This window comes from Vibrio cyclitrophicus (assembly GCF_024347435.1).
GTDB lineage: Bacteria > Pseudomonadota > Gammaproteobacteria > Enterobacterales > Vibrionaceae > Vibrio > Vibrio cyclitrophicus.
Window position 1 is genome coordinate 1082717 of record NZ_AP025480.1, and the last position, 15271, is coordinate 1097987.

The window sequence follows — 15271 nt, forward strand, 5'->3', positions numbered from 1 at the left end:
GATGCTTTAGCATTGAGCCGTTTCTTTTTATGGGGAAAAACATGTTTTGGGTTGATGGGGAAAGCCAGCAAACTATCGATATTTTGGATCGCTCGTTTCAGTACGGAGACGGCTGTTTTACGACAATGCTCGTGAGTGATGGTGAGATACAACATTTTCACGATCATCAGCGTCGTGTCGATGATTGCCTTAAAGCGTTACGCATTTCCGCACTTGATTGGGATGTGGTTAACCTTTGGCTCGATAATGCGCTTCGACATATCCAAGATAACGCTCTTCATAATGAAAAAGCAGGGATTAAGCTGCATGTTAGCCGTGGAGCCGGTGGGCGAGGCTACAGTACTAAGAATATCGTCAAACCGACAATAACCATCACTATCTTTGATTACCCCTGTCATTATTCAGCGTGGCAAGACTCCGGTGTTGAACTCGGTATCTGTGATCAAGCGCTAGGTTTGAGTCCGCTGCTTGCTGGCCATAAGCACAATAACCGTCTTGAACAGATTTTGATGAAAGATGAAATGGATCAGGCGAATGAAGTGGATGGTGTGGTGCTTGATATTTCAGGCAATGTGATTGAAACCACCATGGCAAATCTATTTTGGCTCAAAGGTCAGTCGATATACACACCTCAACTCACGCAAAGTGGTGTAGAGGGGGTTATGCGTAAGCAAGTGTTAACCGCGCTGAATCAAGCTGAACTTTCCGTTACAATTAGTGATTATTGCTTATCTCAACTCATGCAAGCTGACGAAGTTTTCATGACCAACTCCATTTTAGGGGTTGCTCCCGTTATCCGTATTAGTGATACCCAATTTAACATTGGAACCGTTACTCGTAGCCTTCAAGGACAACTAAACTCGTGATCAAAAAGTTATTTATTTTTATTATCTTGTGCCTAATCGCAGTCGCTGCTGCTGGGTTCTATGTATACAATCAAGCACAAGATAACCTGAAACAAGTTATTCAATTAGAAAAACCGCAGGTGGTGACAGTTGCTTCAGGAAGCAGCTTTAATCGTGTTTTAGCACAGTTGATTAATGAGGGGCTTTTTGAGGCTTCTCCTTACGAGAAATTAATCCGTAAGTTGCACCCTGAGCTTGTAGACGTAAAAGCGGGTACATTCCTGCTTGAGCCTGGTTTAACCCTCGAGCAAGCGCTACAAGTGCTGGTCGAAGGGAAAGAGCATCAATTCACGATTACTTTCGTAGAAGGCAGTCGCTTTGATGAGTGGCTTGTTCAGCTGAAAGATAACGAATTCATTCAACAGGCGTTGGATGGTGCCTCTGAAAAAGAGATCGCTCAAAAGCTCGGTATTGAAAACGAAAAGCTAGAAGGACTTTTTTTAGCAGAAACGTACCACTACACCTACGGTACAACGGATTTAGATTTGTTGAAGCGCGCGCATCGAGACCTAATGAGCGTGGTGAATGAAGAGTGGGTAAATCGAGCGGATAAACTGCCTCTTAAATCGCCATACGAAGCGCTAATTCTTGCATCTATCATTGAGAAAGAGACCGCCGTTGCGTCAGAACGTGAGCGTGTTTCTTCTGTGTTCGTTAACCGTCTGAACAAGCGTATGCGTTTGCAAACTGACCCAACGGTTATCTATGGTATGGGTGACAGCTACGATGGCAATATCCGTAAGAAAGACTTACGCACGCCAACGGCATACAACACCTATACAATGAGTGGTTTGCCACCGACACCTATCGCCATGGCAGGTAAAGCGTCTATCAACGCGGCGTTGAATCCAGAGAAGAGCAACTACTTGTATTTCGTTGCGAGTGGTACTGGCGGTCACGTATTTTCAAAGAGTTTGACTGAGCATAACCGTGCAGTACGAGCTTACTTAAAACAATTAAGAAAAAACAAATAAAGAACAAATTATGAATCAGTCGAAATTTATCGTGGTCGAAGGCCTTGAAGGCGCTGGCAAAAGCACAGCAATCAATGCCATCGTTGAGACATTAAAAGCGTCGGGTGTCGAGAATATTGTTAATACTCGCGAGCCGGGTGGTACGGTCTTAGCTGAAAAGATGCGCTCATTGGTTAAAGAAGAGCACGAAGGCGAGAAGCTTCAAGACATGACTGAATTGCTTCTGATGTACGCAGCACGTGTTCAATTAGTAGAGAACGTTATCAAGCCCGCACTCGACAGTGGTCAATGGGTATTGGGTGACCGTCATGATATGTCTTCACAGGCATACCAAGGTGGTGGTCGTCAGATCGCACGCACGACTATGGAATCACTGAAAGCAACTACACTAGGCGGCTTTAAGCCCGATCTAACGCTATATTTGGACCTAGACCCTAGAGTTGGGCTAGAGCGTGCTCGAGGTCGTGGTGAGCTTGATAGAATTGAAAAGATGGACATCTCATTTTTCGACCGCACGCGTGAGCGCTATCTAGAAATTGCAGAACAAGATGATTCTGTACTTGTGATTAATGCGCAGCAAGAAATTGAGCAAGTAGCCGCTGATATTAAAGTCGCGCTAAGTGCTTGGCTAGATAAACAGTAGGTAGTCATGGCTGAAGTGTATTCTTGGCTTGCTCCCGTATGGAGTGAGTGGAAAAAAAGTCTCGATGCAGAGCGCTTTCCCAATTCTGTTATTGTTAATGCGCCGGAAGGGCTTGGCGTTGATGCGCTGATTGGCCAACTTACTGCGTCATTAATGTGTACTAATTATGAAAGTGAGTCTTGTGGCTTTTGTCACAGCTGTGAGTTAATGAAGTCGGGAAGCCATCCTGACTTCCATGTACTCTCACCAGAAAAGGAAGGTAAGTCGATCACGGTTGACCAAGTGCGTGCGAGTAACCGCTGGGCCCAACAGTCTTCACAGCTAGGGGGTGTACGTGTCATCTTGCTTGAGCCTGCTGAAGCAATGAACGAATCTGCATCGAATGCGCTTTTAAAAACGCTGGAAGAGCCATCAAGCAAGTGTATTTTCATTCTTTCTACGCGTAACAGCCATCGCTTGATGCCAACTATCCTAAGTCGTTGCCAGCAATTTAATGTGGTGAGTCCTCAATTAGACGTTGGTTCTGCATGGTTAGATAATGAAGTGGGTAAAGCCGTTCCACCGTATGTTCTAACACTGAATGACAACGCGCCTTTAAAAGCAAAGGTGATGTTTGAACAAGGTGGTGTTGATACTTCAACTAAAGCGCTAGATGGCTTTGTGAATGTTATCAAAGGTACTCAACCTGACATGTTAAAATTCTCTACAGAGCTTGGTAAAGACCCTTTGATTCAACTTGGTTGGTTATGGCATTTACTCTCCGATGTACAGAAGCTGCATTTCGGCTTGACCAATAAAGCTATTACACCAGGTGCGAAAGCACTGTTTGAGGTGATGTCTTACCAAAGTGCTTATGCCGCCTCGAATAAACTGCTGACATTGATTGAGAAGTTAAAACAACACCCTGGGCTCAATACGGAGCTACTCATAATGAATTGGCTAATTGCCACTTGCGAGGAAACATGTTCGTAGATTCCCATTGTCATTTAGACAAGCTAGATTACCAAGATTTACACACTAGTGTGGAAGATGTCGTTAACAAGGCAAAAGCAGCAAACGTTGAGCAGCTGCTTTCTGTTGGTGTGACACTAGATTCGTTCGAAAATATGCTCGATATGATCGCACCGTTTGATAACGTGAAAGCCTCTTGTGGTGTTCATCCTCTCGATGTAGAAAGCGATTTCTGTTTAGAAAGAATGCGCGAGTATGCGAGTAATCCAAAGGTTGTGGCGATTGGTGAAACTGGTCTTGATTATCACTATCAGCCTGAGACTGCAGAGCTACAGCAACTACGATTTAAGCAACATGTAGAGCTCGCTGTAGAGCTTAATAAGCCATTAATCATTCACACTCGTAACGCTCGTGAAGACACGTTGGCTATTTTACGTGATGGCGGTGCTGAAAAGTGTGGCGGTGTTATTCACTGCTTCACTGAAGATCAATCGTTCGCTGAAGCAGCGATGGAGTTAGGTTTTTATATATCAATTTCAGGAATCGTTACCTTTAAACAGGCCACAGAACTGAAAGAGGTTGTCAAGAATCTGCCTCTCGATAGGCTATTGATTGAGACTGATTCTCCATACTTGGCACCAGTTCCATATCGTGGCAAACAGAATCAGCCTGCATATGTAGTAGAAGTTGCCGCATATATCGCGCAATTGAAAGGTTTGTCGATGAAAGAGGTTGCTGAACAAACGACCAGAAATTACCAAAAACTTTTTTTGCGATAAAAAACTACGTAAGTAAATAAAAGGGAGCGAAAGCTCCCTTTTTGTGTTTTTGATCACCAAAAGTGCGTTTTTTTTTAATGTTTACGAATTATGTTGAACTTGAGAGGGCTATTTATAACATTTGTAATTTTGTTACTAAAAATAACATTTACTCCTATTTTATTCACCCAGTAAAATAATAAGACCTTCAAAAAATATGTTTATTTTTCAGTGTATTAGACTCTTGTAAAGGATTGCATTTCTAGATTTGACATGTGATCCAAGACGTGTTTTGAAACTAAATTTCGTAAGTGACTAGAAAGTTAGTTCCCCATCAATATATATTTAGCGGCAGAAAATATAATGCAATACATGGTTACATTTTCGCAGGGTGCTAACATAAAGGCTACGGGGGTGTGCCGTTAGAACCCATATAATTATTTTATCTTTATCAGGAGCATAAACATGTTTAAGAACCTTTTTGCTAGCCTGCAGAAAGTTGGTAAGTCTCTGATGCTACCAGTATCAGTTTTACCAGTTGCGGGTATTTTGCTAGGTGTCGGTGCAGCAGACCTTCCTTTCATTCCAGAAATTGTTTCAAACTTAATGGAACAAGCTGGTGGTTCAGTATTCGGTCAAATGGCACTACTGTTCGCAGTAGGTGTGGCACTTGGCTTTACTAACAACGATGGTGTAGCGGGTCTAGCTGCTATCGTTGGTTACGGCATCATGACTGCTACACTAGGCGTAATGGCCGGTGTAATGGGCGTTGATAAAATCGATACTGGTGTACTAGGTGGTATCCTAGTCGGTGGTGTTGCTGCTTGGGCATTCAACCGTTTCTTCCGTATTCAACTACCAGAATACCTGGGCTTCTTCGCTGGTAAGCGTGCTGTGCCAATCATCACAGGTTTCTCTGCGATTGGTCTAGCAATCCTACTTTCTGTAGTTTGGCCACCAGTTGGCGGCGCTATCTCTGCGTTCTCTGATTGGGCAGCTCACCAAAACCCACAAGTGGCGTTTGGTATTTATGGTATCGTTGAGCGTTCTCTGATTCCATTTGGTCTTCACCACGTTTGGAACGTACCTTTCTTCTTCGAAGCTGGTACTTGTGTAAACGCAGCTGGTGAAACTCAAAACGGTGTTCTTACTTGTTACCTAGTTGCTGATGACGCATCTCGTGCTGCGGGCAATGGCTTCGGTCAGCTAGCTGGTGGTTACATGTTCAAGATGTTCGGTCTACCTGCTGCTGCAATCGCAATTGCACATTCGGCTAAACCTGAAAACCGCGCTAAAGTAATGGGCATCATGGCTTCTGCTGCGTTGACTTCATTCCTAACGGGTATCACTGAACCAATCGAATTCTCATTCCTATTCGTTGCTCCTGTACTGTACGCAATCCACGCTCTACTAGCTGGTTCTGCTTACGTTCTTGCGAACACTCTAGGTTTTGTACACGGTACATCTTTCTCTCACGGTCTAATCGACTTCCTAGTTCTATCTGGCAATGCGTCTAAGATGGGTCTAATGGTTGTATGTGGTATTGGTTACGCTGCGATTTACTACATCGTATTCCGCACTGTGATTAAAGCTCTTGACCTTAAAACTCCAGGCCGTGAAGACGAAACTGAAGAAGAGTCAGTTGCTACTGGTTCTGAACTTGCTGGTGAGCTAGTTGCTGCATTTGGCGGTAAAGCTAACATCACTGGTCTTGACGCTTGTATTACTCGTCTACGTGTTGCAGTTGCTGATACAGCTATTGTTGACCAAGACAAACTGAAGAAACTAGGTGCTGCTGGTGTAGTCGTAGTAGCTGGTGGCGTACAAGCTATCTTCGGTACTAAGTCTGACAACCTTAAGACAGACATGGATGAGTGGATCCGTAACAACGGTTAATCACTGATTCAATAAATTGAAAGGAGGCCTTTAGGCCTCCTTTTTGGTTTTTTGCTCTATGAAAGATCTTGATACGTTTAATCTCTGTGAGCTCAATCTGCTATCTTTAACTTTACGATGACACCACTGTTTGTGATTCATGTAACCTATCGTTTTTTAAAACAGTCTGAGAATATTATGAAACATCGTTACTTGATCGGCCTTATGTGTTGCAGCGGGGTCTCGTTTGCCCATGCTTCTGAAGCTCCAGATTTAGAAGTTGGTCTCGCTATTGACCAAGACCTAAGTGTCGTTGTGGAGTTTGATCAGAAGTATCGCGCAACTATTGGCAATGACGGCGCTGCATTTGACTACATTTGGAAGCGTGGTCAGTTTGAGACGGAAGCTCCGTTGAGCTGGTATGTCGGTGCAGGTGCGTGGGCTGAATGGAATGATGACTTTGGTTTGCGAGTACCTTTAGGCGTGAAAGTGAATTTCTACGAAGGTTGGAATGCGTACGCACAAGTTCATCCTGAACTCGACATGTATAAAGGTGTTGAGTTACAAGTCGGTGGTGCACTGGGTGTGACTTATAAGTTCTAAAATGAACTTACACCGTTTTTAGAATGAAAAGGCCAGCATCGAGCTGGCTTTTTCGTTTTATCAGCTACCGTAATTAGAACGTAAAACTGAGTCCGACATTGGCTTGGAATTGGTTCATCCAATCAGTATCAAAGCGGATAATACACTCTTGACCCGTACTAGGGATGTAACACACACCAGATGTGTCGTTATCGACAACCGTACCTAGCCAACGCACCTGGGTGTTCAGCGCTAAGCGGTCGCTAAACTTGTATTCCAAGCCGCCAAAGATTGAGGTTGAGAATCCATACTTGTCCTTCGCCCAATCCACATCAACGTATGATGCCCCGAGACCTAGCCCTAGGTAGCCAGATAACATAGGCGATGCAGGGTAGTAGATACTGCTTTGAAAGTGCAAGTATTGGATTGAGGAGCTAAGATCCAGCGATTCTAACTCAGAGCTTTGGTTGGAATAGAAAAAACCGATACGTCCTTTTTCTAATGGGGTTTCTATTGCGAAGGTGAAGTTTTCTGAGCCTTCCATGTCAAAGGTTTTACCATCCTGGTCTTCGACACTGCCACCACCGGTATAACCTACCATGGGAGTAATGATGATCTCTGGAGACGCATATACGCCCGACACGGAGAAAAACGCAATTAAGGCCATCATATTTACGTTGTTATTCATGAGTATATCCTTATCCATACACTTACTAATTGTGATGGTTACATCAATATTGTGCGACTAATTTCGACGATTCTTGAAGATACTTCACACACCTGATAGTACTTAAATAGAGACTCAACAAATTAATAATAAGCCAGAGGTGTCTATGGACCATAATCTGAAAAATGCCCTACAAATAACGGTGTTAATTTACACAATCATTCTTTCATTTGGTTTTATTGCGATTGGTAGTTAATACCATTTATCGTGAGGCTGGGTTTTCATACTCAGGGTATTAATGAATAGTGGGCTCATAACCAATATTGATACAGCAATAGACTTGGATTATTACGCTAAGTTTATTGCTGGAAAAACAGCACTGGTCGCTCAAGGTGGCGGACAGAGAAGTATTTTTACTTCTGGAGTGCTGGATGCCTTTCTTCTTTCTAATTTTGACCCCTTTGATGAATTTTTTGGTACTTCCGCAGGTGCTTTAAATTTATGTGCCTATCTGTGCCGTGATAAAGGCCTAGGCCGTTCTTTTGTTCTCGATCTCACCACAGCACCAGAATTCTTTAATCTGTTTTCTTACATAAGACATCGTAAGAACTTAGGGTTAGAGTGGGCGTTGGAGCAGATCATGGCTTACCCATATAAGCTCGATCTTGATTTGGGGCGACAAACCCTGGGCGCTCGACAACTCTTTGCTGCGGTAACCGACTCGAAAGACCTTCAAGACCATTACTTCCCTTTGCTGGGTGAAGATTGGTATAAAGTGATGATTGCAACGTGCGCCATCCCTCGTTTATACAATGATGAAATACTGATTGGTAATGGAACATACGTAGACGGTGGTGTTTCGGCTGCTATTCCTGTGCAAGAAGCTTGGCGCCGTCAGGCTCGATCTATTGTTGTCATTAGAACCGAACCTACCTTTGAGTCGAATGTTGACTTACCCATTCAGGATCACAATAAGCCAATTTTAGCGAAGAGCAACAGAGCCTCTGTAGAAGAACTTGAGTGGTTTCGTGGTTCGTTGAATAATGTTCAAGGTCATTGGCAACAAAAAGTAGACCAATGGAAAACCGATTGGAGCTCGTTCTTTCAACAACAAATTTTGAGTTCAAAAGAGCAAAAGCGCGACAGGGTACATTTGGATCTTTTAAATGGCGGTCGATGGTTGTTTGGTGCTGATGATATCTATCGTTTAAGCCATTTGATTGGTGATAAGTTTGATTCAGGCTTAGCTGATATGTTGATGGTTCATTATCAAACTTACTCGCTAACTCAAAACTTTCTTAACTCACCACCCGATGATGCGTTTGTGGTCCAGATAGCACCTAGTCAGCCGCTTAAATCGAGTTCATTAATGAGTGACAAAGAAGATTTGCTACATGACTACGAATTGGGTTTAGAGGCGGGTTACCGATTTGTCGAAACTTATACGTCAACAGAGAACGCTCGTAGTTCACACATGTCACAGCTTGCCACCAGCGTTGTTGATAAATAATGCTCGCAGGCAATAAGTAGTTAGACCGACAATATTTTGAAGTGAAAAAGGGTTATTGAACTTGGTTCGATAACCCTTTTTTGTTTGCCCAGCGAAGCTGGCAAACCCGTCAGGTTGAAAGAAACCTGAATCACCCCGACTGAGGGGAAGATAATCCGAATCGCAAGGGCGTTGTTGGCTAACGGCAGGGTCTGAAGGAAGCGATAGGAAGTTAGCAGTACACAACGCAAGTAAACCTGCTTCGGCAGTATAGGTGGGTAAGCGTCCGAAATAGCGCGAAGCCCTATACTCAGTCAGACCTATGCTGTGCTTGAGGGTGGCATTGTTAACAGGGAGCCAGTGCAGTAACTGGGGAAGCCTGACACCACATCCAGACAGTCTGGAAGCACAAACTCGAAGCGAAAGCTAAGAGGTGTGTTGGTGCGAGGTGGCAGATGAATCCGTAGTAGTGAGTAAGGCTAAGCCAGAGAAGCCCAGTAATGGTGTGGAGGAGAAAACTTAGCTGACCAGCAGCATCAAGTCTGATGGAGCACTGAAATGCCAAAAGCACTCAGTGTTGCGAAGGGAGGAAGTACACTTTAAGTCTGTGATGAACAGATGTTTTTTTTTTTTCAGTGATACCCAAACCGAATCGCTATCGGGGTATTCCTAGTTTGGTTGATTGTGGAAGCAAGATACTGCGCTAAGAAACCGTATAGGGGAGTAACTCTGACTCACTTCAGTAAATTGCCACTGAGCTAGAAGGCTGAACAGCAGAGAGAAATAACACCCACGCTGAAGATGAAACACCTGTCCCCACACAGCACACAATCCAAGGAGAGAAAGTGCGAGTTTATTACAGCTTATATGGTCATCTACTCAACAAAGAGAGGCTGTATAAAGGGTTTAAAAAGGTAAAGAAAGCGAAAGGCGCGGCTGGAATAGATGAGCAGAGCCTGAGCAACTACGCCGAAAATCTGAGTGATAACCTCGATCAACTCCTCTCTGAACTTAAAACCAAGCAATACAAACCTCAGCCAGTCAAACGGGTAGAGATACCCAAAGAAGACGGAGGGGTGCGATTGCTCGGGATCCCAACAGTTAGGGATAGAGTTGTCCAACAAGCGCTCAACGATATCCTCACCCCCATCTTCGAAGAGCAATTTCACCCATCAAGTTTTGGGTATAGGCCGAATCGAAGCTGTCACGATGCAATCAACAAATCCACGATGTTCATCCGGCGTTACGGGTTACAACACGTTGTAGATATGGACTTGTCGAAGTGCTTTGACAAACTCGACCACGAGTTGATTATCAAAAGCATCAGAAAACGAGTCACAGATAGCAGTGTATTAGAGCTGATAAAACAGTTTCTAAAAAGTGGGGTGATGATAGACGGTAGTTGGCAGGAGACAGAGCTAGGAAGTCCACAAGGTGGTGTTATCAGTCCTTTGATAGCCAATATCTACCTTGATGCGTTCGATCAGGAAATGCGAAAGCGCGGCCATAGGATCGTTCGTTATGCGGATGACATACTCATCTTCTGTCGTAGCAAGGCAGGGGCAGAGAATGCCCTTGCACAAGCGACGAAGATCTTAGAAGGAGAGCTTAAACTCACAGTGAACCAGACGAAATCACATATAGCGCACAGCAGTGATGGCGTGAAGTTTTTAGGTGTAGAAATCGGGAGTCAATTTACCCGCATTCAAACTAAAAAACTGAAAGTGTTCAAAAGCAAGTTAAAGCGAATGACGAAGCGAGGGTGCGGTAAGCCACTTGAGCAAGTCATAAAAGATCTAAACCCAGTGTTAAGAGGGTTCAGCCAATACTTCAGGATCACCAATAGCAGCAGGGAGTTCTCAAGACTAGCAGGATGGCTACGAAGAAGACTGCGTAGTATCCAGTTGAAACTTTGGAAGAAGCCTCAACGCTTACATCGAAAGTTAAAACAGTTAGGGTATAAGCCGCCGTTCCAGCATATCTCAATGACAAGTTGGGTCAGTGCAGCGAGTCCACTATCAAGCTATGCGATGCCAAATCAATGGTTTAATGACCAAGGATTGGTAAATCTTGGGACAATAAGGACAGGGTATGTGTTCAGCCAATATGCTGAATGGAAGTGTGCATGAGCCGTATACGAGGTCCGTACGTACGGTTCTGTGAGAGGGATGAGGCGGTAACGCCTCACCCTACTCGATGTTTTCTTAATTTTATGCCTAAACCTAGGATTCTAGACTCTAGTGATTAGACTTATGTGACCGGTAGGATTCTCATACAGTTGGTTGACCCCGCCACATCCATAATATCGCCTTGGGTGACGATCACGAGGTCGCCAAATTTAAGGTATCCTTCTTCTTTCAGGCAATCTAATGTTGATAGTGCAATATCAAAGCTGTCTTTGGCCTCTGTTTCAAAGTAAATAGGCGTCACGCCTCGGTATAAAGTACAACGATTAAGCGTTCCTTCGTTACGAGACAGGGCATAGATAGGCATGTCGGCACTCAGGCGAGACATCATCAGTGCAGTTCGCCCTGACTCGGTGAGAGTGACTACGCCTTTAATGCCTTCCATATGGTTTGCTGAGTAGATGGTCGCCATCGAAACGGTTTCTTCGGCGGTAACAAAGGTGCGGTCAATACGGTAATTAGATTGGTTATTAATGCCCGCCATTTTCTCTGCACCAATACAGACTTCTGCCATTGATTTCACGGTTTCTACTGGGTAATCGCCCGCCGCTGTTTCCCCCGAAAGCATGACAGCATCGGTGCCATCAAGTACGGCATTGGCTACATCCATCACCTCTGCGCGGGTTGGCATTGGCGCGGAGATCATCGACTCCATCATTTGCGTTGCGGTGATTACGGTTCTGTTAAGCGCTCTAGCACGACGTATAAGCTGTTTTTGTACTCCTACCAACTCAGGGTCACCAATTTCCACTCCGAGGTCACCACGGGCCACCATGACCACATCTGAGGCTAATATGATGTCATCCATGTTCTCAACTGTTGCTACTGTTTCTGCTCGCTCTACTTTTGCGACAAGGTGAGCTTCTAAGCCAGCTTCCCGTGCAAGCTGGCGAGCGTAATGCATGTCTTCACCGTTGCGAGGAAAAGAAACGGCCAAATAATCGACTTTGATTTGAGCTGCAGTGACGATATCGCGCTTGTCTTTTTCTGTCAGCGCTTCTGCGGAAAGCCCCCCCCCTTTTTTGTTAATGCCTTTGTTATTGGAAAGAGGACCACCGATGATGACTTCTGTGTGAACGCGACAGCCTTCCACCTTGGTGACTTTTAATTGAACACGACCATCGTCGAGTAACAGAATGTCGTTAGCGGATACATCGTTAGGGAGCTCTTTGTAATCAAGACCGACGGCTTGTTGATCGCCTTCACCTAAACCTAGGCTGCTGTCGAGCGTAAATTGGTCACCGACGGTAAGTTGTATTTTGTTATCTTTGAATGTCGACACACGAATCTTGGGACCTTGTAAGTCACCGAGAATAGCGATTTGAGTGCCGAGTCTTTTTGCTATCGCTCTGACGTTTTCTGCGCGTTGTATATGGTCTTCGCTAGTGCCGTGCGAGAAATTCATACGGACGACATTGGCACCTGCTTTGATGATTTCTTCAAGCACGTTACCTTTATCAGTAGAGGGGCCTAGCGTTGTGACGATTTTCGTTTTTCTTAATTCGGCTGTCATGAATACTCCTAGAGTGAGACCAAGTAATCTTTCAAAAGACTGAATTAAGTATATGCATTAATTGATAATTTATTGGGAGCTAGGGAGATATTTCTTTATTTGTCTCCAATTATTGAATTCAGAGCAAAAATGCGATGTTTCATTCTGAAAATTAAGTCTCAATTTATCGATATGGGTGTTAATTTTTCTCAAACTATTTGACTAGATACACAAAGATTCATGTATATACGTGATACTGGTCACGGCGATATACCAAGTGACTTCACAATTACTTCGCAAAGTAAAAAAATTAACCTGTTGATGATTTCTGGAGCGTAAAATGTACATGGCTCAACCGGGCCATATTGATCATATCAAACAGGTCAATGCTGGTCGTGTATATAAACTAATTGACCTTAGAGGTCCTATTTCTCGTATCGATCTGTCCAAGCAAAGTGAGTTGGCTCCGGCGAGTATTACTAAAATTACCCGTGAACTCATTGAAGCTCACCTCATTCACGAAACCACGGTTCAAGAAGCCACTACTCGTGGGCGTCCTGCTGTCGGTTTGCAAACCAATAACGAGGGTTGGCAATTTTTGTCAATGCGTCTTGGTCGTGGATATTTGACCATCGCACTTCATGAGTTGGGTGGCGACGTGCTTATCGATACTAAAATTGATATTCATGAACGTGATCAAGATGATGTACTTGCACGTCTTCTGCATGAGATTGATGAGTTTTTCCAAACTTATGCTGAACAACTCGACAGGGTGACGAGTATTGCAATCACATTGCCAGGTTTGGTCAATTCTGAGCAAGGTATTGTGTTGCAAATGCCGCACTACAACGTTAAAAATTTAGCGTTGGGTCCTGAGATCTACAAAGAAACGGGGCTACCTGTCTTTATCGCCAATGATACCCGAGCTTGGGCATTAGCAGAGAAGCTGTTTGGTCACTCACAAGATAACGATAATTCTGTTCTTATCTCAATTCACCACGGTGTAGGTGCCGGGATCATTCTCGACGGCCGAGTGTTGCAAGGTCGACATGGTAATATTGGTGAACTTGGGCATATCCAGATCGATAAGCAGGGCAAACTTTGTCACTGCGGTAACCGAGGCTGCTTAGAAACGGTCGCGAGTTCCCAGGCGATCCGTGATCAAGTAAAAGAACGATTGGCGAATGGTGAAGCATCGACACTGACAGTGTTTGAAGATGTAACTATTGAACAGATTTGTGCTGCCGCTGCCGATGGAGACCCTCTTGCAGTAGAAGTGATCGAACAGTTAGGTCGTTACTTAGGTGCTGCGATAGCGATTGTGATTAATCTTTTCAATCCAGAGAAAGTCTTGGTTGGTGGCGTTATCAATCAGGCAAAGAGCGTGTTGTATCCTGCGATCCAAAAGTGTATCGAAGAGCAGAGCTTGTCGGTTTACCATCAAGACTTAGAGTTAGTGGAGTCTCGATTCTATAAGCAGGCGACCATGCCAGGTGCCGCGCTTATCAAGCAGGCCTTATATGATGGTCAATTATTAATGAAAGTGATTGAAGGCTAACTTCTTTTTACCCGTCTTTTAGCTTTACCTGAAACCTTTCCATGTACTTAAGCTTTGTATAACATTATTTGTTGTACTTAGTTTAAGCATTCTGTGCATTGGCGCTTTGCTTTAACCTATTGAAGTAGGCTATTGTAGCCACAGTTATTATTTGTCCCTAAGGTGTTGTATGTCTGGCGTTTTAAATTCGGTTGATCAGAGAACCAAGCTAGTTGGTGAAAACCGTCTGGAACTCTTATTATTCAGCTTAAATAGTCGTCAATTATTCGCGATTAACGTATTTAAAGTAAAAGAAGTCTTAAAAGTACCAGTACTCACTCGCTTACCGGGCTCTCACCATCACATTACAGGGGTTGCCTCTTTGCGTGGCGAATCTGTTCCTGTTATTGATTTGCGCAGTGCGATTGGCTTTCCTCCATCACGTGCTGAGTCTCAAGAAAGTAACTTGATCATTACGGAATACAACCGAACGGTACAAGGTTTCTTGGTTGGGCAAGTCCGTAATATTGTGAATACGACTTGGACTGAAATTCAGCCACCACCGAAGACGGCGGGTCGTGCAAATTACCTTACAGCTATCACACATATTCAAGAAGAAGATCAGCATAAAATTGTTGAGATAATCGATGTCGAGAAAGTGTTGGCCGAGATCATTGATTACGACGTTTCTATTTCTGAAGGTGTTTTAGACGAGCAGCTAGCCAATGAAATGGTTGGGCGTAACGTGCTTATCGTTGATGATTCTTCAACCGCTCGTAATCAGATTAAAGGTACCTTGTCACAACTGGGTTTGAACATTATCGAGTGCTGTGATGGCTTAGAAGCGCTAACCTTACTTAAAGGATGGTGTGATGAAGGCAAAGACATTAATCAAGAAATCCTGCTGATGATCACTGATGCCGAAATGCCTGAAATGGATGGCTATAAGCTGACTCATGAAGTACGTACTGACCCTAGAATGCATGATCTATTTATCACACTAAATACCTCATTAAGCGGAAGTTTTAATGAAGCTATGGTTGAAAAAGTAGGGTGTAACCGCTTCATTTCTAAATTTCAACCTGACCTCTTAGTTGAAGTGACTCAAGAGAGAATGCGTCAGTTATTATAATTAAACCTGCTGTACGGTTATTTTTAATGATCTTATAGAAAACGTTTGTTAACATTGATGAAGCATATTTATCGTAACGA

Annotated in this window: 14 protein-coding genes; 12 read left to right on the forward strand and 2 right to left on the reverse strand. The window is 43.9% G+C overall.

Going from position 1 to position 15271, the window contains the following annotated elements; translation table 11 throughout:
* Positions 1 to 41: 41 nt before the first annotated feature.
* The 7 genes from pabC (at position 42) to OCW38_RS05070 (ending at position 6709) form a co-directional block, all read left to right on the forward strand.
* Positions 42 to 866, forward strand: a complete 825-nt coding sequence (pabC, locus tag OCW38_RS05040) for an aminodeoxychorismate lyase (protein WP_010437294.1) — start codon at positions 42 to 44, stop codon at positions 864 to 866.
* Complete coding sequence (gene mltG / locus OCW38_RS05045) at positions 863 to 1879, forward strand: endolytic transglycosylase MltG (RefSeq protein ID WP_261895299.1); 1017 nt, start codon at positions 863 to 865, stop codon at positions 1877 to 1879. Before pabC ends, mltG begins: the two co-directional genes overlap by 4 nt.
* Positions 1880 to 1889: 10 nt before the next feature.
* The gene (tmk, locus tag OCW38_RS05050; protein ID WP_010437299.1) at positions 1890 to 2522 is read left to right on the forward strand and encodes a dTMP kinase; all 633 of its coding nucleotides are present in this window, start codon (positions 1890 to 1892) and stop codon (positions 2520 to 2522) included.
* Between the two features lie 6 nt (positions 2523 to 2528).
* Positions 2529 to 3494: a DNA polymerase III subunit delta' gene (locus OCW38_RS05055; protein ID WP_261895301.1), complete on the forward strand. Its 966-nt coding sequence runs from the start codon at positions 2529 to 2531 to the stop codon at positions 3492 to 3494.
* Positions 3485 to 4252: a TatD family hydrolase gene (locus OCW38_RS05060; protein WP_016791519.1), complete on the forward strand. Its 768-nt coding sequence runs from the start codon at positions 3485 to 3487 to the stop codon at positions 4250 to 4252. Before OCW38_RS05055 ends, OCW38_RS05060 begins: the two co-directional genes overlap by 10 nt.
* A 444-nt stretch (positions 4253 to 4696) precedes the next feature.
* A complete protein-coding gene (ptsG, locus tag OCW38_RS05065; RefSeq protein ID WP_010437309.1) occupies positions 4697 to 6127 on the forward strand; it encodes a PTS glucose transporter subunit IIBC in 1431 nt (476 codons plus the stop codon).
* A 177-nt stretch (positions 6128 to 6304) separates the two neighbouring features.
* Positions 6305 to 6709, forward strand: coding sequence for a hypothetical protein (locus OCW38_RS05070; RefSeq protein ID WP_010437311.1), 405 nt, complete (start codon positions 6305 to 6307; stop codon positions 6707 to 6709).
* Between the two features lie 73 nt (positions 6710 to 6782).
* Here OCW38_RS05070 and OCW38_RS05075 read toward each other — a convergent pair whose 3' ends face one another.
* Positions 6783 to 7376, reverse strand: coding sequence for a porin family protein (locus OCW38_RS05075; RefSeq protein ID WP_261895304.1), 594 nt, complete (start codon positions 7374 to 7376; stop codon positions 6783 to 6785).
* Positions 7377 to 7521: 145 nt separating this feature from the next.
* Between OCW38_RS05075 and cydH the strand changes: the two genes are divergently transcribed.
* The 3 genes from cydH (at position 7522) to ltrA (ending at position 10973) form a co-directional block, all read left to right on the forward strand.
* Complete coding sequence (gene cydH, locus OCW38_RS23030; protein WP_099049783.1) at positions 7522 to 7611, forward strand: cytochrome bd-I oxidase subunit CydH; 90 nt, start codon at positions 7522 to 7524, stop codon at positions 7609 to 7611.
* 42 nt (positions 7612 to 7653) lie between these two features.
* On the forward strand, positions 7654 to 8865 hold the full coding sequence (locus OCW38_RS05080) for a patatin-like phospholipase family protein (protein ID WP_010437319.1): 1212 nt from the start codon (positions 7654 to 7656) through the stop codon (positions 8863 to 8865).
* A gap of 824 nt (positions 8866 to 9689) precedes the next feature.
* Positions 9690 to 10973: a group II intron reverse transcriptase/maturase gene (gene ltrA / locus OCW38_RS05085; protein ID WP_140150525.1), complete on the forward strand. Its 1284-nt coding sequence runs from the start codon at positions 9690 to 9692 to the stop codon at positions 10971 to 10973.
* A 121-nt stretch (positions 10974 to 11094) separates the two neighbouring features.
* Here the strand turns inward: ltrA and pyk are convergent, their stop codons facing one another.
* Entirely contained in the window at positions 11095 to 12543 is a 1449-nt protein-coding gene (pyk, locus tag OCW38_RS05090; RefSeq protein WP_010437321.1) for a pyruvate kinase, read from the reverse strand.
* Between the two features lie 319 nt (positions 12544 to 12862).
* Between pyk and mlc the strand changes: the two genes are divergently transcribed.
* Both mlc and OCW38_RS05100 read left to right on the forward strand, forming a co-directional pair.
* Positions 12863 to 14080: a sugar metabolism global transcriptional regulator Mlc gene (gene mlc / locus OCW38_RS05095; protein WP_010437323.1), complete on the forward strand. Its 1218-nt coding sequence runs from the start codon at positions 12863 to 12865 to the stop codon at positions 14078 to 14080.
* A 169-nt stretch (positions 14081 to 14249) separates the two neighbouring features.
* The gene (locus OCW38_RS05100) at positions 14250 to 15191 is read left to right on the forward strand and encodes a chemotaxis protein CheV (RefSeq protein ID WP_010437325.1); all 942 of its coding nucleotides are present in this window, start codon (positions 14250 to 14252) and stop codon (positions 15189 to 15191) included.
* Positions 15192 to 15271: the final 80 nt, after the last annotated feature.

Bases quoted from the DNA above. Each gene is read 5' to 3' on its own strand.
- pabC (WP_010437294.1), top strand. From the start codon at position 42: ATGTTTTGGGTTGATGGGGAAAGCCAGCAAACTATCGATATTTTGGAT.
- tmk (WP_010437299.1), top strand. From the start codon at position 1,890: ATGAATCAGTCGAAATTTATCGTGGTCGAAGGCCTTGAAGGCGCTGGC.
- OCW38_RS05055 (WP_261895301.1), top strand. From the start codon at position 2,529: ATGGCTGAAGTGTATTCTTGGCTTGCTCCCGTATGGAGTGAGTGGAAA.
- OCW38_RS05060 (WP_016791519.1), top strand. From the start codon at position 3,485: ATGTTCGTAGATTCCCATTGTCATTTAGACAAGCTAGATTACCAAGAT.
- ptsG (WP_010437309.1), top strand. From the start codon at position 4,697: ATGTTTAAGAACCTTTTTGCTAGCCTGCAGAAAGTTGGTAAGTCTCTG.
- OCW38_RS05070 (WP_010437311.1), top strand. From the start codon at position 6,305: ATGAAACATCGTTACTTGATCGGCCTTATGTGTTGCAGCGGGGTCTCG.
- OCW38_RS05075 (WP_261895304.1), bottom strand. From the start codon at position 7,376: ATGAATAACAACGTAAATATGATGGCCTTAATTGCGTTTTTCTCCGTG.
- cydH (WP_099049783.1), top strand. From the start codon at position 7,522: ATGGACCATAATCTGAAAAATGCCCTACAAATAACGGTGTTAATTTAC.
- OCW38_RS05080 (WP_010437319.1), top strand. From the start codon at position 7,654: ATGAATAGTGGGCTCATAACCAATATTGATACAGCAATAGACTTGGAT.
- pyk (WP_010437321.1), bottom strand. From the start codon at position 12,543: ATGACAGCCGAATTAAGAAAAACGAAAATCGTCACAACGCTAGGCCCC.
- mlc (WP_010437323.1), top strand. From the start codon at position 12,863: ATGTACATGGCTCAACCGGGCCATATTGATCATATCAAACAGGTCAAT.
- OCW38_RS05100 (WP_010437325.1), top strand. From the start codon at position 14,250: ATGTCTGGCGTTTTAAATTCGGTTGATCAGAGAACCAAGCTAGTTGGT.